Annotated in this window: 19 protein-coding genes; 9 read left to right on the top strand and 10 right to left on the bottom strand. The window is 65.5% G+C overall.

Annotated features, from left to right (window positions below):
• The first annotated feature begins 77 nt into the window (after positions 1–77).
• Both rnd and AC3WJD_RS00480 read left to right on the top strand, forming a co-directional pair.
• On the top strand, positions 78–1259 hold the full coding sequence (gene rnd / locus AC3WJD_RS00485; RefSeq protein ID WP_492743500.1) for a ribonuclease D: 1182 nt from the start codon (positions 78–80) through the stop codon (positions 1257–1259).
• A 2-nt stretch (positions 1260–1261) separates the two neighbouring features.
• Entirely contained in the window at positions 1262–1564 is a 303-nt protein-coding gene (locus AC3WJD_RS00480) for an I78 family peptidase inhibitor (protein ID WP_492743498.1), read from the top strand.
• On the opposite strand, the gene AC3WJD_RS00475 is transcribed toward AC3WJD_RS00480, so the two are convergent.
• The 4 genes from AC3WJD_RS00475 to AC3WJD_RS00460 are packed head-to-tail and all read right to left on the bottom strand — an operon-like array spanning position 1565 to position 7196.
• Positions 1565–3076, bottom strand: coding sequence for a Ppx/GppA phosphatase family protein (locus AC3WJD_RS00475; protein WP_492743496.1), 1512 nt, complete (start codon positions 3074–3076; stop codon positions 1565–1567).
• 39 nt (positions 3077–3115) lie between these two features.
• Positions 3116–5281: an RNA degradosome polyphosphate kinase gene (locus AC3WJD_RS00470; protein ID WP_492743494.1), complete on the bottom strand. Its 2166-nt coding sequence runs from the start codon at positions 5279–5281 to the stop codon at positions 3116–3118.
• A 9-nt stretch (positions 5282–5290) separates the two neighbouring features.
• Positions 5291–5914 carry a P-loop NTPase family protein gene (locus tag AC3WJD_RS00465; protein ID WP_492743492.1) on the bottom strand — a complete coding sequence of 208 codons (624 nt, stop codon included), beginning with the start codon at positions 5912–5914 and terminating at the stop codon, positions 5291–5293.
• A 7-nt stretch (positions 5915–5921) separates the two neighbouring features.
• Complete coding sequence (locus AC3WJD_RS00460) at positions 5922–7196, bottom strand: heavy-metal-associated domain-containing protein (RefSeq protein ID WP_492743491.1); 1275 nt, start codon at positions 7194–7196, stop codon at positions 5922–5924.
• Positions 7197–7255: 59 nt separating this feature from the next.
• Here AC3WJD_RS00460 and purM point away from each other — a divergent pair, with 59 nt between their 5' ends.
• The 3 genes from purM (at position 7256) to AC3WJD_RS00445 (ending at position 10384) form a co-directional block, all read left to right on the top strand.
• Positions 7256–8362 (top strand): phosphoribosylformylglycinamidine cyclo-ligase, encoded by a 1107-nt coding sequence (gene purM / locus AC3WJD_RS00455; RefSeq protein ID WP_492743489.1) that lies wholly within the window; start codon positions 7256–7258, stop codon positions 8360–8362.
• Positions 8355–9293, top strand: coding sequence for a phosphoribosylglycinamide formyltransferase (gene purN, locus AC3WJD_RS00450; protein WP_492743488.1), 939 nt, complete (start codon positions 8355–8357; stop codon positions 9291–9293). Before purM ends, purN begins: the two co-directional genes overlap by 8 nt.
• Positions 9294–9463: 170 nt before the next feature.
• Entirely contained in the window at positions 9464–10384 is a 921-nt protein-coding gene (locus AC3WJD_RS00445) for a hypothetical protein (protein WP_492743487.1), read from the top strand.
• A gap of 16 nt (positions 10385–10400) precedes the next feature.
• On the opposite strand, the gene AC3WJD_RS00440 is transcribed toward AC3WJD_RS00445, so the two are convergent.
• The 5 genes from AC3WJD_RS00440 to AC3WJD_RS00420 form a co-directional block, all read right to left on the bottom strand.
• The gene (locus AC3WJD_RS00440; RefSeq protein WP_492743485.1) at positions 10401–10979 is read right to left on the bottom strand and encodes a GNAT family N-acetyltransferase; all 579 of its coding nucleotides are present in this window, start codon (positions 10977–10979) and stop codon (positions 10401–10403) included.
• Complete coding sequence (locus AC3WJD_RS00435; RefSeq protein ID WP_492743484.1) at positions 10976–11677, bottom strand: aspartate/glutamate racemase family protein; 702 nt, start codon at positions 11675–11677, stop codon at positions 10976–10978. Before AC3WJD_RS00435 ends, AC3WJD_RS00440 begins: the two co-directional genes overlap by 4 nt.
• 6 nt (positions 11678–11683) lie before the next feature.
• Positions 11684–12106: a nucleoside-diphosphate kinase gene (gene ndk, locus AC3WJD_RS00430; protein ID WP_492743482.1), complete on the bottom strand. Its 423-nt coding sequence runs from the start codon at positions 12104–12106 to the stop codon at positions 11684–11686.
• An 89-nt stretch (positions 12107–12195) separates the two neighbouring features.
• On the bottom strand, positions 12196–12636 hold the full coding sequence (locus tag AC3WJD_RS00425) for a DNA polymerase III subunit chi (protein ID WP_492744069.1): 441 nt from the start codon (positions 12634–12636) through the stop codon (positions 12196–12198).
• A gap of 170 nt (positions 12637–12806) precedes the next feature.
• Positions 12807–14282 (bottom strand): leucyl aminopeptidase, encoded by a 1476-nt coding sequence (locus tag AC3WJD_RS00420; RefSeq protein WP_492743481.1) that lies wholly within the window; start codon positions 14280–14282, stop codon positions 12807–12809.
• Between the two features lie 208 nt (positions 14283–14490).
• On the opposite strand from AC3WJD_RS00420, the gene AC3WJD_RS00415 reads away from it, so the two are divergent.
• From AC3WJD_RS00415 to rsmA, 4 genes are all read left to right on the top strand, one after another.
• Positions 14491–16674 (top strand): LPS-assembly protein LptD, encoded by a 2184-nt coding sequence (locus AC3WJD_RS00415; protein ID WP_492744067.1) that lies wholly within the window; start codon positions 14491–14493, stop codon positions 16672–16674.
• 66 nt (positions 16675–16740) lie between these two features.
• Positions 16741–18093, top strand: a complete 1353-nt coding sequence (locus tag AC3WJD_RS00410) for a peptidylprolyl isomerase (RefSeq protein ID WP_492744065.1) — start codon at positions 16741–16743, stop codon at positions 18091–18093.
• 15 nt (positions 18094–18108) lie between these two features.
• Entirely contained in the window at positions 18109–19101 is a 993-nt protein-coding gene (pdxA, locus tag AC3WJD_RS00405; protein WP_492743479.1) for a 4-hydroxythreonine-4-phosphate dehydrogenase PdxA, read from the top strand.
• Positions 19098–19916 (top strand): 16S rRNA (adenine(1518)-N(6)/adenine(1519)-N(6))-dimethyltransferase RsmA, encoded by an 819-nt coding sequence (rsmA, locus tag AC3WJD_RS00400; protein WP_492743477.1) that lies wholly within the window; start codon positions 19098–19100, stop codon positions 19914–19916. Before pdxA ends, rsmA begins: the two co-directional genes overlap by 4 nt.
• 30 nt (positions 19917–19946) lie before the next feature.
• Here the strand turns inward: rsmA and AC3WJD_RS00395 are convergent, their stop codons facing one another.
• Positions 19947–20456, bottom strand: coding sequence for a hypothetical protein (locus tag AC3WJD_RS00395; protein WP_492743476.1), 510 nt, complete (start codon positions 20454–20456; stop codon positions 19947–19949).
• Positions 20457–20489: the final 33 nt, after the last annotated feature.

Genomic DNA, 20489 nt, shown 5'->3' with positions numbered 1-20489 from the left:
TATTGGGCGATCGAACGCCGCGTAACACAGGGGCAAAGCCACTTTGTCAAGCCGCGAGTCGGCGCTAAGGGGCTTCGATGCACATCCATCCACTGATTACCGATTCTGAAACACTTGCCCAGCTTTGCGAACGCCTCGCCAGGTCGCCCTTTGTCGCGGTCGACACCGAGTTCATGCGCGAGAACAGCTATTGGCCAGACCTCTGCCTGATCCAGATCGCCGACGAGAGCGAGGCCGCAGCGATCGATCCCAAGGCCGACGGCATCGACCTGGGGCCGCTCCTGGAGCTGCTCGTCAACAACGAGGATGTCCTCAAGGTCTTCCACGCGGGCGGGCAGGATATCGAGATCGTCCATAACCTGACAGGCAAGACCCCCCACCCGATGTTCGACACGCAGGTCGCGGCGATGGCGCTCGGCCAGGGCGATCAGGTCGGCTATTCCAACCTCGTCGACAACTGGCTGGGCATCGCGCTCGACAAGGGCGCACGTTTCACCGACTGGAGCCGCCGCCCGCTCGACAAGCGCCAGATCGAATATGCGATCGGCGACGTGACGCACCTGGCGAAGATATTCCCCAGGATGCTCGAGAAGTTGCGCAAGACCGGGCGCGGCGAGTGGCTCGATCAGGAAATGGAGCGGATCGCCGATCCCTCCAACTATGTGAACGAGCCCGATGAGATGTGGCAGCGCGTGAAGATTCCGAGTCGCAAGTCCGAGGTGCTCGGACGGCTGAAGGCGCTGGCGGCGTGGCGCGAGCGCGAGGCGCAGAACAAGAACCTGCCGCGCGGCCGCATCGTCAAGGACGAGACGCTGGCGGATATCGCCGCGCATCCGCCCCGGGCGCAGGGCGACCTTGCGCGCGTTCGCGGACTATCGGGCAGCTGGGCGGGCAACGATATCGGCGGGCGCCTGATGGCCGCGCTCGAGGCCGCTGGCCCCCTGCCCGCGTCCGAGATGCCCGCGCGCGATGACCGCAAGCCCGGCCTTGGCCGTGAAGGCGCGCTGGTCGCCGATCTGTTGAAGCTGCTGCTCAAGATCCGCGCGCGCGACGCCAATGTCGCGCCGCGTCTTCTTGCGCGGACCGAGGACCTCGAACTGCTTGCCGCGGGCAAGCGTAGCGGCCTCTCGATCCTCGAAGGCTGGCGCTACGACCAGTTCGGCGCCGACGCGCTGGCGCTGGTTGAAGGGCGGCTTGCCTTTGCGGTGCGCCACGGCAAACTTGTGATGACCCGCGCCGAAGACGTCGAGGAGAACTGACCATGCGCCTGCCACTGATGATCCTGCCCGCCCTGCTCGCCGGTTGCGCGACGACCGCGTCCGGCGGCGACGATACCGGCGGCAGCGGCAACGCAGCCCCGGCGGCGTGCAAGGGCGACGCGCTGCAGCAGTTCGTCGGCCAGACCGCTTCCCCCGAACTCGGCGCGGCCGCGCTCAAGGCGAGCGGCGCAGCGACGCTGCGCTGGGGCCCGCCGCGCTCGGCGATGACGATGGATTTTCGTCCCGATCGCCTGACGATCGGCTATGACGACAATATGAAGGTGACGACGATCAGCTGCGGCTGATCAGTCCTTGAGCACCATCCGGTGCGGCAGGCCCATCGCATTGGCGAGCTGGCGGTGGCGGCGTTCGACCGCTTCTCCATACAGGCTGACCTCGCTGCGCTCGATCGCAAGCACCAGCGCATCGTCCTCGACCGCGATTTCGCTGGCGAGCAGCGGCGCCGCGACGCCGCCGCTGAAGCGCTGGCCGAGCCGCATCGCGAGCCCCCAGAGCACCGCCTCATACAGTTCGTCGAGCGAGGCGAGCGGCAGCAGATAGGCCAGCGGCGCAGCACCGACGCCGAAGCTGGTGGCAAGCGCCTGCCCGATCATCGCGCGCCCGGTGGCGTCGATCCCCACCCAGTTGCCGTGCAGCGCCGTTTCGAGCCCGCGCTCGGCACGGAATTCGGGATTCGCGCGCCATGCGACATCGGCGAGCAGGCACGCGGCATGGCGCAGCCGCGCGGCTTCGGGCGTCTCATCGGCAAAGAGCGGCGCGATCCACGCTTCGAGCAGGTCGCCATGCTCGGGGAAGCGCCCCTCGCGCACGCCCTCGGCGCGCGCGGCGACGATCAGCGGATCGGCACGGCGCTGCTCGGCATCGAGCATCTGGAACAACAGTCCTTCGCGCAGCCCCGAGGCCGAGACGATGAGCTCGCTGCTGTCGAGTTCGCGCACCAGTGCCGAGAGCAGCAGCCCGGCATTGCCCAGCGTCGGGATACGCGATGCGCTGAGCGTGGGTAGCGCCTGCAGCTTCTTGCGGTCGACCTTGGCAAGCGAGCGGACGAGATGCTGCGCGCGGTCGGGATCCATGCGGTAATGGTGGATGATCGGCAGCGGATAGTCCGAAAGGTGCATGTCGAGTCGCGCCAGCGCGCGCCACGACCCCCCCACCATGTAAAACGGCAGACCCTGCGCTTCCTTGAGCCAGCCCTGCCTCTTGAGCATCTTGACGAGCGTCGTCTTGAGCGCGGTCTTGCCCTGCTGGCGGATCGCCGCGATGCGCAGCACGCCGAGCGGTAACGACACAGAGCCGTGCGTCTCGCCGTCCTTCACGCGGATCAGCTCGAGGCTGCCGCCGCCAAGGTCGCCGACAATGCCGTCGGCGTCGGGAATCGCCGACAACACGCCGAGCCCCGCGGCTTCGGCTTCCTGCCGGCCCGAGAGCAACTCGGTCTCGATGCCGAGTTCGTCGATCCGCGCGAGCAGGTCGGACGCGTTCTTCGCCTCGCGCACCGCTGCCGTCGCGACGGTACGCATGCTCGATACGCCCATTTCGAGCGCCAGCTGGCGAAAGCGGCGCAGCGCGCGGACCGTGGTTTCGACGGCCTCGGCGTCGATCATGCCGTCGCGCGACAGGTTGCGCCCCAGACCCGCCATCACCTTTTCGTTGAACAGGATCGCGGGCAGCCGTTCGGGCCCGTCAAAGACGACGAGACGGATCGAGTTGGAGCCGATATCGATGATCGCGCGTCGTCCGCTCTGCTCGGCGCGGGACAGGACGCGGGTACGCGCGATTGGCGAGACGGAGGCCATGCGCCCTTCCCTAGACTTCACAGCGGGTCTTTGCCAGCCTCAGCGCCGCCGCCTGAGGCTCAATTTTGGTACGGCGTCGCTATTGCTGAGCGAAGCGCCGCGCCCTGAAAGCGACGGGTTGGTCATGAAATAGCGATGCAGGTTGAAGGGGCGATCACCCGGCTCGATACGGTGATAATCGCCCTCCGGGTCGAGCTCCCAGCTCTGCTCATTGTCGAGCAGGTTGGCGAGCATGACCTGATCGAGCACCTGATCGTGGACGGTCTTGTTCTCGATCTTGAGCATGTATTCGACGCGGCGATCGAAATTGCGCGGCATCCAGTCGGCGGAAGAGATGAACACCTGCGCGCCGTCATTGGGCAGTTCCTTGCCGTTGCCGAACGCCCAGATGCGACTGTGCTCGAGGAAGCGGCCGACCACCGACTTGACGCGGATATTGTCGGACATGCCCGGAACGCCCGGGCGCAGGCAGCAGATGCCGCGGATGATGAGGTCGATCTCGACCCCCGCATTGCTCGCCTCGTAAAGTTTCTCGATGATCTCGGGATCGACGAGCGAGTTCATCTTCGCCCAGATCGCGCCCGGCTTGCCTTCACGCGCATTCGCTATCTCGCCGTCGATCAGCTCGCACAGGCGCGGGCGCAGGTTCTTGGGGCTCATCGTCACCGCCTCGAGGCTCGGATCGACATAGCCGGTGATGTAGTTGAATATCTGCGCCGCATCGCGCCCGATGCGCGGATCGGCGGTGAAGAAGCTCAGATCGGTGTAGATGCGCGCGGTGATCGGGTGATAATTGCCCGTACCGAAGTGGCAATAGGTACGGAAGGTGCCGCTTTCGCGGCGCACGACCATCGAAATCTTGGCGTGCGTCTTCCAGTCGATGAAACCGTACACCACCTGCACGCCTGCACGTTCGAGCGCCGAGGCCCAGAGCAGGTTCTGCTCCTCGTCGAAGCGGGCCTTCAATTCGACCACCGCGGTGACCGATTTGCCCGCCTCGGCCGCATCGATCAGCGCCCGGATCACCGCCGACTGCTTGCCCGCGCGGTAGAGCGTCTGTTTGATCGCGACGACGTCGGGATCGGCGGCCGCCTGGTTGAGAAAGGCCAGCACGACATCGAACGTCTCATAGGGGTGGTGGACGACGATGTCCTTGGCGCGGATCGCCGCAAAGCAATCTCCGCCATGCTCACGGATCCGCTCGGGGAAGCGCGGGGAATAGGGCGTGAACTTGAGGTCGGGGCGATCCTCATCCACCAGCTGTTCGAGCTCGCCGATGCCGAGAAAACCCGCGGTTTCGGTGATCAGCGCATCCTCGCCGCCAAGCTCGTCCTTGACCAGCTTCTCGACGTCGCTGGTCATGCCGCTTTCGAGTTTGAGGCGGATCACCCTGCCCCGCCTGCGCCGCTTGATCGCGCTGCGGAAATAGCGGACGAGGTCTTCGGCCTCTTCCTCGATCTCGATATCGCTGTCGCGAATGATGCGGAAAGCACCCGAACCGACGACTTCGTACCCCGGAAAGAGCAGCCCCGAGAAACGCCGCAGCATCGTTTCCATCGAGACGTAACACGCGCGATCCTTGCCCGGAATCCGCACGAAGCGCGGCAGCGTCGACGGAATCATCAGCAATTCGCGGATCGGTTCGCCGTCCGACTGGCGCTTGAGGTCGAAGACGACGCTCAGTCCCTTGTTGGGGATGAAGGGAAAGGGATGCGCGGGATCGAGCGCCTGTGGTGTCAGGATCGGGAAGATCTGGCCGCGAAAATGTGTCTCGGCCCATTCGGCGGCGCTGCCTTCGATCTCGTCGACGCCGAGTACGTTGATGCCCGCGGTGCGGAGTTCCTGGCGGATGTCGAGCCAGATGCGCTGCTGGTCGCCCATCAGGCGATCGGCCTGCTCGGCGATTGCGGCGAGTTGCTGCGAGACGGTAAGCCCGTCGGCCGAGCGCTGTTCGACGTCCTGGAGCTGCTGGCCCTTGAGGCCCGCGACGCGGACCATGAAAAACTCGTCGAGATTGTTGCCCGAGATCGAGAGGAAGCGCAGCCGCTCGAGCAACGGATGCGCGCGGTTGGTCGCTTCCTCGAGCACGCGGCGGTTGAAGGCGAGCCAGCTCAGCTCGCGGTTGAAGTAGCGCGTTCCCGCGATGGTCGCGCTTTCGATGTCATCGTCATTGCCGAAAGGAATGGGTGCTGGCTTGCTGCTCATCCCGACCTTCTAGAGCAAAACTGGTGACTCGTCGATTACACCCATCTCGGCAAGCACGCGTTTCGCCAGCGGAATCGCGATTTTCGTCCCGCGTTTCTCGAGCGCGAGATGGTCGACGAGATCGACAAAGCGCATCACCGCGATATGGCTCCGCTCGATCCGCGCGGTCGCATAGGCGCGGAAGTCGGGGCGCGTGAGGATGCCGCGCTGCGCGAGCAGACGTTCGATCAGCGCGTCGATCAGCGCATCGTCGGGCTGCTCGATGCGGATCTGCGGGGTTGCGGCGAGCCGCGAGCGCAGATCGGCGAGGCGCGGCCGCCATTCGGGCGGGGCACGATCCGAAATGATCAGCAGCGGCCGCCGCGTCTCCTGCGCCATGTTCCACGCGTGGAAGATGCGGTCTTCGGCCTGTTCCTCGGCATTGTCGATCAGTGTGCCGTGCGACTTCAGCGCAAAGATGCGGCCGAGCAGGCTGCGCCCCGATTTGCGCGGCCCGGTGAGCAAGGTCGCCCAGACGGGCCAGGTGCCGACATGCTCCAGATGGCGCACCGCCGCCGCATTGCACGGGCTGACGATGAAGTCCGCGTCGGTTTCGTCGGCCGGCCAGTCGAGTGGCAGCGCGATCTGGCTCATGCGCCGCTCAGCGTTCCGTCACGTTGCCGCTGGCGGGTTGGGCAGGCTGCGGCGCCGGTTGCGCGCCACCGCGACGGATGCGGAGCACGCCGGCGCCTTCCTGTACCTGCCATCCCCGCGCGGCGAGCGAGGCGCGCAGCGTCGCGATGTCGCCGGCATAGGTCACGCGCATGACCGAGACGCCGCCTATCGCCAAGCTGGTCGTGGTTGCGCCACTGATTCCCGGTACCGAGCGGATCGCCGATTCGCCGCGCGAAACCGCGCCCGCATCGGGTGTCTCGAACTGGATCATGACCGTTGTCGTTACGGCAGCTCCACTGGTCAGCGCGCCGTCGGTCTCGAGCGGCGTTTCGATCGCCTCCTCGATCGCGTCGGGATCGACGGGTTCCTCGATGATCAGCGTCGGATCGGGGCGCAGGCGCCCGTCACCTAGCGCCGCTGCATAGGCAGCGTCGATCCGGCGCACGCCTTCGTCGAGCATCTGGCCGAGCGCGCCCGGATTGCGGACGCGCAGCGCGAACTGCGTCAGGATCTTGCTGTCGGGGCCGAAGCCCGCAGTGAAATGGCCCGTGACGGGGCCACCCGGATATTGCCGTTCGAGCCGCACCTTGGGCACCAGCACATCGGCCGCGCCGAACTGGTCGAGGATCGCGCGCCACCACACGCGATTGCGTCGTTCGGCTTGCGCCGCGTTGAGCAGCAGCGGATCCGAACCCGTGCCGCTCGGGCGGACATAGTCGATCGGGCTCGATCCCGTGCGGAAGCGCGCCCAGGCCTGCTGCCATTCGGTGCGATGCTCGAAGCTTTCGGGCCGTCCGCCCGACCACTGGACGGGAAGGACAAGATACGGCGCCGAACGCGTCGTCACACCGCCGACACCCAGAATCTGGCCGGCGCGCGCGCGGTCGAAGAGGACACCCAGGCGCGCGACATAGCGGTTGGGGCCGATCTGCTCGTCCTCGACGACGATGCCGCCGACGATCGAATCGAGCGTGCTGTCGGGCAGGCCCGGCGCGCCCGTGCCGGGGTGATGCTTTTCCCAGAGCGCCTTCCACGCCTTGCGCTGCGCGAGCCGCCATCCGCCATAGCGTGCGGCGTCCGCGGTCTTGCCATAGACGTCGACCTTGACCCCCGTGACCTCGAGGCTTCCCGAGGTATCGATCGGGATGACGCCGCGGTCGCTGCCCTCGATCTGCGCGAGGACGGCGACGCTGGCGCCGCCGAGGAGGAGGAGCGCGGACACGATCGGAAGCGGACGGAAAAGACGTTGGGCGAGGGTCACGGCGTTCTTTTGGCGAGTTGGGCGTGGAAATCCAAGCCCGATATGAGTAGGCGCGTCATATGAGCTCAAAAGACAGTCAAACCGAATCCTACAGCTACGCCAAGGCGGGCGTCTCGATCGCCGCGGGTAACGCACTCGTCAAGGCGATCGCGCCGCTCGCCAAGGCCACGCGCCGCCCCGGCGCCGAAGCCGAACTCGGCGGTTTTGGCGGTTTTTTCGACCTGAAGGCGGCTGGCTACATAGATCCGCTGCTGGTGGCGGCCAATGACGGCGTCGGGACCAAGCTGAAGCTCGCGATCGACCACAACCACCATGACGGCGTGGGAATCGACCTCGTCGCGATGTGCGCCAACGATCTGATCGTGCAGGGCGCCGAGCCGCTGTTCTTCCTCGACTACTACGCGACCGGGAAGCTCGAATCGGGTGTCGCCGAGCGCGTCATCGCCTCGATCGCCGAAGGCTGCCGTCAGGCGGGCTGCGCGCTGATCGGCGGCGAGACCGCTGAAATGCCGGGCATGTATGCCGATGGCGACTATGATCTCGCGGGCTTCTGCGTCGGCGCAGTCGAGCGCGAGCAGGCGCTCACCGGAAACCGCGTCGCCGCGGGTCAGGTGATTCTCGGCCTCGCCTCCTCGGGTGTGCATTCGAACGGCTTCTCGCTCGTCCGCCGCCTCGCCGCGGACAAGGGCTGGAAGCTCGATCGCCCTGCGCTGTTCGATCAGGATGTGAAGCTGATCGACGCGCTGATGGCGCCCACCCGCATCTATGTGAAGTCGCTGCTCCCCGAGATTCGCTCGGGGAAGGTCAAGGCGCTCGCGCACATCACCGGCGGCGGCCTGCTCGAGAATATTCCGCGCGTGCTTCCGCAAGGCCTCCACGCGCATGTCGACGCAACGCTCTGGCCCCAGCCGCGGCTGATGGCGTTCCTGCAGGCGCAGGGCAATATCGAGCCCGAGGAAATGGCGCGCACCTTCAACTGCGGCATCGGCATGGCGCTGGTGGTAGACGAAGACGATGTCGCGGGCGTCACCCAGGCACTCGAAGCCGCCGGCGAGACGGTGTTCCGCATCGGCCGTATCGAGGCGGGCGAAAAGGGCTGTACGGTGACGGGCGCCGCCGAAACCTGGAGTGCGCGCAACGCCTGGTCGGCAACGCACCATGGCTGAAAAGAGGCGTGTCGGCGTCCTGATCTCGGGGCGCGGCTCGAACATGGCCGCGCTGCTCTATGCGTCGAAACGCCCCGACTGCCCCTATGAGATCGCGCTCGTCGCCGCGAACGATCCCGATGCCGCCGGACTCAAGCTCGCCGCGGCCGAGGGCATCGCGACCTTCGCGCAGAGCCATAGAGGCATGAAGCGCGCCGAATTCGATGCGATCATCGACGCCGAGCTGCGCAAGGCGCGCGTCGAATATGTCGCGCTTGCGGGCTATATGCGCCTGCTTTCGCCCGAATTCGTCGGCAAATGGGCGAGCCGGATGGTCAACATCCACCCTTCCCTGCTTCCCAAATATAAAGGCCTCGACACGCATGAGCGCGCGATCGAGGCAGGGGACAGCGTCGCGGGTTGCTCGGTCCATATCGTCACCGCCGAGCTCGACGACGGGCCGGTGCTCGGCCAGACCGAGGTCGCGATCCTGCCCGGCGACACCCCCGACACGCTCGCCGCGCGCGTGCTGATCGCCGAACACCAGCTCTATCCGCGCATGCTCGCCGAACTGGTGAGCCGCGAGACCAGTCGCGACTGGCTGCTCGATCAGGTGCGCGAACGCGCACTGGCGCTGCCCAGGACGGCCGAGAAGAGCTCGCACGGTGCACCCGGTTTCCTGATCGAGGGCGGCAAGTTCTTCGCCTATTTCAGCCATGATCATCATGGCGACGGCATCACCTCGGTGCTGGTCAAGACCGGCGGCCCCGAGGAACAGATGATGCTGATCGAGGCCGATCCCGATATCTATTACAGGCCACCCTATCTCGGCCCCTCGGGCTGGATCGGCATCCGCCTCGACGGCGGCGATGTCGATTGGGAGCGCGTCGAGGAAAAGCTGGCCGCAAGCTGGCGGATGGTCGCGCCGAAGAAGCTGGCGCTGCTGTTCTGAAGCCGGCCCAGCGCGGCTTGCCATGGCTGTCGGCGGCGGAGTAGGCTCAGGCGGCAGCAAGGTCTGGCCGAACTTTCAATAACGATTCAGAGCGTGCGCAGCCATTTCCAAAGCCGCTATGTTCGAAAGCATGCGCCAATCAGGATCGAATGCCTTGCAAAGGAGGTGTCATGCACATCCGATCGAAGAAAATTCTCCTGCAGACGACGATCACGCCGAGCGACAACGACTGGTCGATCGCACGTTTCGGCCTCCTCGGGGAGCTTCTTCGCGCGCAGCGTGACGAAGATGGCAATGCGCTTTACGAAGTCACCATGCGCGACCGCGATCCGCCAGGGCAGCCGGATTCGGTCCTGTCGACAATCGACGCGAGTGACTTCGACCAGCTCTGGCTGTTTGCCGTTGATGTCGGCGACGGCCTGACCGAAGCGGATTGCGCCGCAATCTCGCGGTTTTACGAGAGCGGTCGGGGCCTGCTGGTCACGCGCGATCACATGGATCTGGGTTCATCGGTGTGCACATTGGGCGGAGTTGGCCAGGCGCATTACTTTCATTCGCGCAACCAGGATCCCGACAGGCGGAAACACCAGATCGACGATCCCCACACGACCTATATCAGCTGGCCGAATTTCCACTCCGGATCCAATGGCGACTTTCAGGAAATTGAAGTCGTTGGCCCCGCACACCCCGTGCTTGCCGACGAAGGGTCGCCAACCGGCGCCATCAGGCGGTTGCCGGCGCATCCCCATGAGGGCGGAGTCGGTGCACCCGCAGGAGAGAACGCCCGCGTGATCGTCAGGGGAAGGAGCAAGATCACCGACCTTGATTTCAACATCGCGGTGGCATTCGAGCCGGGAGAGCGCCGGGGTCCCGGGATTGCGCAAAGCACCTTCCATCACTTCGCCGACTATAACTGGGATCCGCTTTCCGGCTGCCCGAGTTTCGTCAGCGAACCGCCGGGCGACGGCATGAAGCGCGTCCCCGAGGCACTGGCAGACACACATCGCTACGCGCTCAACGTCGCCGCTTGGCTCTCCGGCGCATTGCCAGCGGGCAGCCGAAACGAAGAAATGCGAAGCGAACGCGCTTGAGCCGTCAATCGGCCGCCTAAAGTGCCCGCGCCATCACCCTGTCGTAGAAGTCCCGGCTGCCCACGGTGAACCAGCGTTCGCCGACCATCTCGAAGCCCATCTTGGTGTAGAAGGCGATCGCGCGCGGGTTTTCGGCATAGACGCCGAGCAGCAGCCGCTTGTGGCACATCGCTCGGGCCTCTTCGATCGCGGTTTCCATCAACCGTCGGGCAAGGCCACCACCGTGGTAGTTGGAGAAGATGTAGATGCGCTTGAGCTCGATATCGCCGGGCAGGATCTCGATCGGCAGATCGGGCGCGGTCAGCAGCTGGTAGCCTATCGGGGAGCCCGTCTCCGCGATTTCCGCGAGCCAGCAGCGGCTCTCGGGATCGGCCAGATATTTCTCATAGGCTGCGGCACCATGCGGCCCGCGGCAATGCGCGATGATATCGGGGCCTTCGATCGAATTGGCGAAGGTTTCAAGAAAGGTGGCGCCGCCGATCAGCGACAGCGCCTCCGCGTCATCCGCGGTGCACCGCCGGATCACCAGACCTTGCGGCGGTGATGCAGGGCGCGTCGCGGACAAGCTTGCCGAACGGGTCTTATCAGCGCTCACGCGCCGTCTTGCCCGAGCATGAAAGCGACGATCGCGTCGGCGTGGATCTGCATCGTGTCATAGACCGGCAGTGCCGAGTTGGCTGCGTTGACCAGCATGCCGATCTCGGTGCAGCCGAGGATGACGCTGTCTGCGCCCGACGCCCGGGCGCCCTCGATGATCGCGAGATATGCGTTGCGCGAATCGTCGCGGACAATGCCCTTGACGAGTTCGTCGTAGATGATGGCGTCGATGCGCGTGCAATCGGCGGATGCCGGGATCATCGGATCGATCCCCGCTGCAACGAGACGGTCGGTGACGAAAGCCTCGGTCATCGTGAAGCGCGTGCCGAGCAGGAGCGGCCGGGCACGCCCGTCCCTGAGAAGCGCCTTGGCCAGTGCGTCAACGATATGGACCAGCGGCACGGACACCGCATTGCTCACCATGTCGACGCATTTGTGCATGGTGTTGCTGGCGATGGCGATCGCGTCGACACCGTAGCGATCGAGCCCTTGCGCGGCATCCGCAAGCGCTTGGCCTATCTCGTCCCATCGCCCCTCGGCCTGCATGGTGGCGAAGGGCGCGAAATCCAGCGAAACGACGACGATATCGGCGGAATGGGCGCCGCCGAGCGCCTTCGAAACGGCCCGGTTGATCGCGTCATAATAGAGCCGGGTACTTTCCCAGCTCAGCCCGCCGATCAGCCCGAGCCGTTTCATCGCATGTCAGCCGACGATTTCTTCGGGCTTGAAGAAATAGGCGATCTCGATCGCCGCATTCTCGTCGCTGTCCGAACCGTGGACCGTGTTGGCCTCGATCGATTCGGCGAGTTCCTTGCGGATCGTGCCCGCATCGGCGTTCTCGGGATTGGTGGCGCCCATGATGTCGCGGTTGCGCTGGACGGCGTTCTCGCCCTCGAGAACCTGCACGACGACGGGGCCCGAGATCATGAAGCTGACGAGGTCGTTGAAGAAGGGGCGCTCCTTGTGGACCGCATAGAAGCCTTCGGCCTGCTCTTTGGTCATCTGGATGCGCTTCGACGCGACGACGCGCAGGCCGGCCTCTTCAAGCATCCTCGTGACCGCGCCCGTCAGGTTGCGGCGGGTGGCGTCGGGCTTGATGATCGAGAAAGTGCGATTGGCGGCCATTGCCGTTCACTCCATTGAACTGGTTTGCGGGAATTTTGGCGCGCCTTAGCCGTGCTTTTGCTGCATCGCAAGGTGCGCGAGGGAATGAGTCAGGCGACCTGGCTCCATCGGCCGTTCTCATCCTGCTTCCAGAAGCGCCGTTCGAGCCCTTCCCTGCTGCCAAGCGCGCGCCAGGCAGCGCGCGCCCCGTCAACGGTCTCGCCGTCGAACAGGTAGAAGACGCGATCGAAGGCCAGTGCCTCATCGCGCCAGACCCCGTCGGCCAGCGCGATATTGCGCGCGCCATTGGCGGCATCGAGCGTGCGAGACAACAGAACGGGCTGCTCGGCATCGACATCGCGCCCGGCTATGGCGTGCGGGAGGAAGGCGTCGCCGCGATACGCCCACAGCGCCGCGTCGAGCCGTTCGAGCGCCGCATCGTCCTCGGCGACGACCAGCAGGCGCGCGGCCGATTCGAGCAGCCGTTCCGCGATACGCGGCAGCACCTGCTCCACCGGGCGCGCCTCGAGCTGGTAGAAATCGACCTGCATGACCTCAATCTCGGCGTCACCCCAGCGAAAGAGCATCGGGTCGGATCGTCCCCGGATGATCCTTGAACATGCGGGGCATGTTCAACCCGATGCTGGTCTGTCAACCAGTGCGCGCCTTATCCTGCCGGAGATGCCAGCTTTCGCTGGCATGACGCGAGAAAACGGTGGGATCAGCGTTCGAAGTTATCCGCGACGAAGCGGTCGAGCACGCGGACGCCGAAGCCCGTCGCGCCCTTGTCCCAGACCGACCCGGCCTTGTCGGCCCAGACCATGCCCGCAATGTCGAGATGCGCCCATTTGACGCCGTCGTCGACGAAGCGCTGGAGGAATTGCGCCGCGGTGATCGAACCGGCGCCGCGCGGCCCGACATTCTTCATGTCGGCGATCGGCGAGTCGATCAGCTTGTTGTAGGCATCCGACAGCGGGAAGCGCCACAGCGGGTCGCCCGATTCCTTGCCCGCGGCGAGCAGCTGGTCGGCAAGGCCGTCATCGTTCGAGAACATGCCGCCATGCTCGTTGCCGAGCGAGATGATCATCGCGCCCGTCAACGTCGCGAGGTCGACCATCACCTTGGGCGCGTATTTGCGCTGCACCCAGGTCATTGCGTCGCACAGCACCAGACGCCCTTCGGCATCGGTGTTGAGCACTTCAATGGTCTGCCCCGACATCGAAGTGACGACATCGCCGGGACGCTGCGCCTTGCCGTCGGGCATGTTCTCGACGAGGCCGCAGATGCCGACGACGTGCGCCTTGGCCTTGCGCAGCGCCAGCGCCTTCATCGTGCCCGCGACCGCGCCAGCGCCGCCCATGTCCCATTTCATGTCTTCCATGCCCGCGGCGGGCTTGATCGAGATGCCGCCGGTATCGAAGGTCACGCCCTTGCCGACAAAAGCGACGGGGGTCTTCTCGGCGCCATTGGTGCCGTCCCAGCGCATCGCGAGCAGCCGCGGCGGGCGCGCCGAACCGAGCGCGACGCCGAGCAGCGAGCCCATGCCGAGCTTTTCCATCGCATCCCAGTCGAGCACCTCGATCTCGACGCCGAGTTCCTTCAGGGGCTGGCAGCGTTCAACGAAGCTTTCGGGATAGATGATATTGGCGGGTTCGGTGACGAGCGTGCGCGTGAACATCACGCCCTCGGCAAGCGCCGACCAGCGTTCCCACGCCTTGGCGGCATCGGCGCCGGCGCCGACGATCACGATTTCCTCGAGCGTCGGCTTCTGCTTTTCGGGCAGGCGCGTGCGATAGACGTCATGACGCCAGCCGCGCAGAACTGCGCCGAACGCAAGGCGCGCGGCGTTCTCTGCGCCGACACCGTTCGGGGTAAGGTCGACGACGAGGCGCTTCTCGCCGGAGACCAGCAGCCGCGCCGCGAGCGCACCGCCCGCGCGTTCCCATGCCGCGCCCTCGCCCTTGTCGCCGATGCCGAAGAGCACCACGCGGCGCGTCGCGCTGCCCTGTGCGACCACCAGCTCGGCGGTCGCCGCGGTGTCACCATCGAAGCGCGCCGCGGTGGCCGCGCCCTTGGTCAGCGCGACGCCGCCCGCATCGAGCCCGGGAAAGGCTGCCGGGAAATCGGCGCCCTTGCGCACCGGCAGGGCGAGCGCGAACTCGCCCTGGGGCTGAACATCGGCAAAGAGGATACGCATGGGGAACCTGACCTTTCAATTCGGCAAGCATATTGGATCGAGCGCTTACTAGGCCAGTGTGGCGCCGGTGGCAAAACCGGAATTTCCAGCCGTTGCAGCCGCGCGATTACGGTGCGATATGCGGGCATTGTTCAGGGCAACGCCGTTTGTGGGGCATAGTTTGACGCGTTTACACCTCTTCCTCTCGGCCGCGCTCCCTTTCGCCCTGATGTCGGCCGAAGCGATGGCACAGGAGCTGGCGCAACCGACAACGCCGCCGCCCCCTCCGCCGTCAGCCGAACAAACGCCGGCAAACGACGAGGAAATCACGTTCAGCGCGGCCAATCTCGAATATGACAGTGAGGCGGATGTCGTGACCGCCTCAGGCGATGTCCGCATGTTCCGCGAGGGCAACAGGCTGCGCGCCGACAAGGTGATCTGGAACCGCAAGACCGGAGATGTCCGCGCCGAAGGCAATGTGGCCGTGACCAATCCGGGCGGCGACACGGCCTATGGCGACTCGGTGCAACTGACCGACACGCTGCGCGACGGCGTGGTGCAGGACCTGCTCGTCGTGATGGAGGAAGGCGGGCGCATGGCTGCCGCCAAGGGCACGCGCAGCGGTGACGTCTATACGCTAGATCGTGCGGCCTATTCGCCGTGCCGCGTGGTCGATGACAATGGCTGCCCCAAAACGCCGAGCTGGAAGATTACCGCTGAGCGCGTCGTCTATGACTCCGCGAAGAAGCGCGTCCGCTACAAGGGTGCGCGGCTGGAGTTGTTCGGGCTGCCGCTGATCCCGCTACCCGGGCTGGCACATCCCACCGCGAACGAAGCCGCCTCGGGATTGCTTGTACCTGACGTGCGCTACGACAGCGAGAACGGCTTCGAGGTTGCGGTGCCCTATTATTTTCGCCTCGCGCCCGATCGCGATCTGACGCTGACCCCGCACATCTACAGCGACGTATTGCCGATGATGCAGGCGCAGTTCCGTGCGCTCACCGATCTCGGCGCGTTTCAGGCCACGGGTTACGCCACCTACAGCACGCGGCAACTGATCGGTGAGCCGACGAGCGGGAACAGGGATTTCCGAGGCTATTTCGATGCCAGCGGCAAGCTGCAGTTCGATCCTTACTGGAGCCTGACGGGGTCGTTGCGACTCACCAGCGACGACACCTTCCTGCGCCGCTACGACATTTCGCGCGACGACCGGCTGCGTTCGGTAGTCAATATCGAGCGGATCGACAGCAACAGCTATTTCTCGTTCGCGGGCTGGGCGGTACAGACGCTGCGCCCCGGCGACGTGCAGGGCCAGCAACCGATCGCGCTCCCCGTGATCGACTATCGCCAGCGCGTCCGCGAACCGGTGCTCGGCGGCACGATCGAGGTGCAGGGCAATACGCTGTTCCTCGCGCGGACCTCGGGGCAGGATACGCAGCGCGCCTTTGCCGGCGTCCGCTGGGATCTGCGCAAGCTGACGCCGCTGGGGCAGGAAGTGACCTTCACCGCCTATGCGCGCAGCGATGCCTATCACACGGACGAGACGCTGCGCACGCTGATGCCCGCCTATCGCGGCGAACCGGGATGGAGCTTCCGTTCGATCGCATCCTTCGCGGTCGACGTCCGCTGGCCCTTTGTCGGTGAAGCCTTTGGCGGCACGCAACGGCTGACGCCGCGCGTCCAGGTCGTGGCCTCGCCGGTGACGGGCAATCTCGACGTGCCCAATGAGGATGCCCGCGCGGTCGATCTCGAGGACAGCAACCTCTTCGCACTCAACCGCTTTCCGGGCTATGACCGCTATGAGGATGGAACGCGCGTCACCTACGGCCTCGAATGGGCGCTCGAGCGTCCGGGGCTCAGCATCAACAGCCTTGTCGGGCAAAGCTATCGCTTCTCCGCCAAGCCGGGGCTGTTTCCCGACGGCACCGGGCTGACCAACAAGACCTCGGACATCGTCGGCCGCACGGTCATCAAGTTCGAACGTTTCGTGAGCTTCACCCACCGTTTCCGCCTCGACAAGGATAGCCTTGCGGTCCGCCGCAACGAGATCGACGCAACGGTGGGCAGCGACAAGACCTATGCGATGGTCGGCTATCTGCGGCTCAACCGCGATGTCGATGCCACATTGGAGGATCTGCGCGACCGCGAGGAGATTCGCGTCGGTGGGCGCGTCGCGTTTGCGCGCTACTGGTCCGTTTTCGGATCGACGACGATCGACCTGACCAACAAGCAGGAAGATCCGCTGTCGCTGGCCGATGGCTATGAGCCGGTTCGGCACCGGCTCGGCGTGGCCTATGCGGACGAGTGCCTCGAGCTTGGCCTGACGTGGCGCCGCGACTATGAGACCACCGGGGACGTCCGGCGCGGAAACACATTCCTGTTCCGGGTAGCTTTCAAGCAATTGGGCCTGTAAGCCTTCGTTCAGTCGCGTTGTAGCATGTACGGCGCAAGATCAGATATTGGAGTGAGCCACAGAATGATGGCACGAATTTCCGGCAGAAAGATGCGTGCCGGTCTGTTTCTGGCGGGGGCATTGATCGCCGGCACCGCCGTTGCACAGCAGGCCGCGGGGGATGCGGCCGACGCACCCGCAACCCAACTCAAGCTTCCCCAGAACTTGCAGGTGTTCGGCAAGAGCGAGCCCAACGTTTACAAGCCGACCGCCATCGTGAATGGCGAGATCATCACCGCGACCGACGTCGACCAGCGGCTGGCGCTGGTGCTGTTCGCCAACCAGGGCCGGGTCGGCGCGGAGGAGCGCGAGCGCCTGCGCATGCAGGTGCTGCGCAACCTGATCGACGAAACGCTCCAGATCCAGGAGGCGAAGGCCGCTGAGGTCGAGGTCAAGCCGGCCGAGGTCGACCAGCGCTATGCGCTGATCGCGCAGAACTACAAGCGCACGCCACAGCAGATGAACGACTATCTGCGCGAACAGGGTTCTTCCTCGCGCTCGATCAAGCGCCAGATCGAAGGCGAACTCGCCTGGCAACGCGTCCTCGGGCGCAAGGTCACGCCCTTCATCAACGTCGGCCAGGAAGAAGTGCAGTCGATCATCGACCGCCTCAACGCCTCCAAGGGCGCCGCCGAATATCGCGTCGGCGAGATTTTCCTGTCGGGCACGCCCGAGACGATGCAGGAAACGATGCAGAACGGACAGCGCATCCTGCAGCAGTTGCAGCAGGGTGGATCTTTCCAGGCTTATGCGCGGCAGTTTTCCGAGGCATCGACCGCCGCGGTTGGCGGCGATCTCGGCTGGATCCGGTCGGGCCAGTTGCCCGAAACGCTCGCCGAGGCGGTGCAGACGATGCGCGTCGGCCAGGTCTCGGGACCGATCCAGGTTCCGGGTGGCGTCTCGATCCTGCTGCTGATCGACCAGCGCCAGGTGCTCACCGCTGATCCGCGCGACGCGGTGCTCAGCCTCAAGCAGCTCTCGATCAGCTTTCCCAAGGGGATGACGCAGGCGCAGGCGGGACCGCTTGTCGCCAAATTCGCCGAAGAGGCGAAGAAGATCACGGGTTGCGGCGCTGCCAAGCCGATCGCCGATTCGCTCGGCGCGGAGGTCGTCGACAACGATCAGGTGCGCGTGCGCGACCTGCCCCCGCAGCTTCAGCAGATCCTGCTCAACCTCCAGGTCGGGCAGACCACCCAGCCCTTCGGCTCGCTCGAGGACGGCGTGCGCGTGCTCGTCATGTGCGGTCGCGACGATCCCGAGGCGGCCGGCGGCCCGTCGTTCGACCGGATCATGGCGCAGCTCGAGGATGAGCGGATCAACCGGCGCGCGCAACGGTATCTGCGCGATCTGCGACGCGACGCGGTGGTCGACTATCAATAACAGGGAGGGGCGCCCGTGAACCCGATTGCCGTATCGCTCGGGGATCCGGCGGGTATTGGTCCCGAGATCACTGCCAAGGCCTGGGAACGGCGCGCTGACTGCGGTCTTGCGCCGTTCTTTGCGGTGGGTGACGGGCGCTCGATCACGGCGGTGTGGGACGGCCCGATCATGCGCATTTCCGACCCGGCCGAGGCCTCTGGCGCCTTCGCCGATGGACTGCCGCTGATCCAGCTCGAGGACGGCGGCGCCATCATCCCGGGAAAGCCCGATGCAGAGGGCGCGCGTTGCTCGCTCGATTCGCTCGAAATGGCGGCGGGAATTGCGCGTTCGGGCGCAGCGGGTGCGCTGGTGACAGGGCCCGTGTCGAAAGCGCAGCTCTATGATGTGGGGTTCCGCCACCCGGGCCAGACCGAGTTCGTTGCCGAGCGCTGCGGCATAGCACGCGAGAACGCGATCATGCTGCTCGCGGGGCCGACGCTGAAAGTGGTGCCGCTGACCACGCACATGCCGCTGAAAGACGTGTCCGACGTGCTTTCGGTTGAGATGATCGTGGCCAAGAGCCTCGTCACCGCCAAGGGGATCACGCGCAATTTCGGGATCGAGTCGCCGAGGCTCGCCTTTGCCGGCTTTAATCCGCATGCGGGCGAGAACGGCGCGATGGGCAGCGAGGAGATCGATTTCCTGATCCCGGCGATCGAGATTCTGCGCGATCGTGGGATCGACGCAATCGGTCCGCTGGCGGCCGACACCATGTTCCATCCCCGCGCGCGTGCGACCTACGATGTCGCAATGTGCCTCTATCACGATCAGGCGCTGATCCCGCTCAAGACGCTGCATTTCGACGAAGGCGTCAATATGACGCTGGGCCTGCCCTTTGTCCGCACCTCGCCCGACCATGGCACCGCCTTCGGCATCGCCGGCACCAACGCCGCCGATCCCGGCGCGATGATCGCCGCCATCCGCATGGCCGCCAGCGCCGCAGCGCACCGCGCCGCCAACACGCTGTGAGCGCGCTCCCGCCGCTGCGCGACGTGATCGCGCGCCACGGCCTTGCCGCGAGCAAGGCGCTTGGCCAGAACTTTCTGCTCGACGAGCAACTGCTCGACCGGATCGCGCGCATTCCCGGCGATCTCGACGGCGAGACCGCCTATGAAGTCGGTCCGGGTCCGGGTGGGCTGACGCGTGCGCTGCTCCGCGCGGGCGCAAGGGTTGTCGCGGTCGAACGCGACCGGCGCTGCATCCCCGCGCTCGCGGAACTTGACGAGTGGAAACCGGGTAAATTGAGAGTGATAGAAGACGATGCTCTCAAGATTGATGAAGTGCGCGAAGCAACCGGCGCTCATGTCGTGGCCAATCTGCCCTATAATGTCGGCACCGCGCTGCTCGTCCGTTGGCTGACGAGCGCGGAGTGGCGGCCCTGGTGGAAGTCGCTGACGCTGATGTTCCAGAAGGAAGTCGCCGAGCGTGTTGTGGCACGTCCGGATACCTCAGCCTATGGCCGGCTCGCGGTGCTCGCCCAGTGGCGCTCAAGCGCGCGGCTCGCGATGAACGTGCATCGATCCGCCTTCACGCCACCGCCCAAGGTGATGTCGGCGGTCGTGCATATCGAACCCGGCGAGGCCCCGGCGGACGTATCGGTCGGCACGATCGAGCGGCTCACCGGCGCCGCATTCGGCCAACGCCGCAAGATGTTGCGTCAGAGTCTCAAGGGCGTGCCGGGCGCGGCCGAGGCGATGGAAAGCATCGGTATCGACCCCACGCGACGCGCGGAGACACTGACCGTCGAGGACTATATCGCGCTGGCACGTGCCATCGACGCCTGAACAGGCGTCATATTCGCCAGTCCTGCGGGATTATTCCGACTTGGGTGCCGGCTGCGGCGCAACCGTCTTGGCGGTCAGCACCTGGGGCGCCGGGCCGCGCGCGATCGTGGCGGCAAGCGTGACCTGCTCGTTGCAGCGCGCGACGCAGAGCTTCTCGATCCGCGCGAGATTCTCCTTGGCCTTTTCGACCGCGCCCTTGGCGACGAGCGCCTCACCCTGCCCCGCGAGCGCGTTGACATCATTGGGCTCGATCTTGAGCGCCTCGCGATAGAAGCGGATCGCCTTGCCGTTGAGTTCCTGTTTCTGCGCGACCTTGGCGAGCGCGACATAGGCCGCCCGGTTGCGCGGATCGAGTACGAGCGCGCTCTCGATCGTGTCATTTGCGCCTTGATAATCACCCGTGGCGGCGAGCGCCTCGCCCTTCTGGACCAGTTCCACCGAGCGCGGATCGATTTCCGCATCGGGCTTCTGCCCGTTCACGCCGCTCGAGAAACAGGCCAGGGCCAGGGCAAGTGCACAAGCAACCGGGGTATAACGCATGATCGTCTCCAAGAGCGGGGATCGGTTTTCAAC

Source organism: Sphingobium sp. FW306-1B-F04DB, from assembly GCF_058781925.1.
This window is presented reverse-complemented; position numbering and strand designations above follow the sequence as displayed.